Origin of the sequence: Streptomyces sp. RP5T (assembly GCF_003933965.1) — a bacterium.
Classification (GTDB): Bacteria; Actinomycetota; Actinomycetes; order Streptomycetales; family Streptomycetaceae; genus Streptomyces.
In genome coordinates, this window is sequence record NZ_RSAJ01001276.1 from 1 (window position 1) to 469 (window position 469).

1 protein-coding gene is annotated in these 469 nt (G+C 75.5%); it reads right to left on the reverse strand.

Translation table 11 applies throughout. The annotated features are described in order from the left end of the window. Window positions 1–443 (reverse strand): SWIM zinc finger family protein (locus EHS43_RS45800; protein WP_260471047.1); only part of this gene is annotated, 443 nt, incomplete at its 3' end. Window positions 444–469 lie beyond the last annotated feature (26 nt).

Below are 469 nucleotides of genomic sequence, written 5' to 3' on the forward strand. Positions count from 1 at the left end.
CCGGGCAGCGGCGCCGGCTCCCGTCCCTGGGCGGCACGGGCCGCTCGGGCGGCGCTGAGGCGGGACAGGGCGTCGAGGAGCTCGCGCTCGCCCCGGCCGCGCAGCAGGAGGAGGACGAAGGGGTCGGCGTCGAGCAGACGGGCCGTCTGGTAGCAGAGGGCGGCGGCGTGTTTGCAGGGGTGGCCCCGGTCGGGGCAACTGCACTGCGGTTCGAGATCGCCGGGGCCGGGCAGCAGCGGCACTCCGCACTCGGCCAGCGCCTGCGGCATCTCCTTGTCGAGCAGTGCGGCGATGTGTCCGGTCCGGTCGGCGGCCAGATCCAGGAAGCGGTCCCAGTCGGCGTCCGCGAGCGTCCGCAACCGCACCTGCACGCGGTACGGCCGGGCGCGGCTCCCCCGCACGTACGCCAGCACGAGGCCGGGCGTGACGGTGATCGCGTCCACATGCCCCTGCTCGGCATAACCACGGC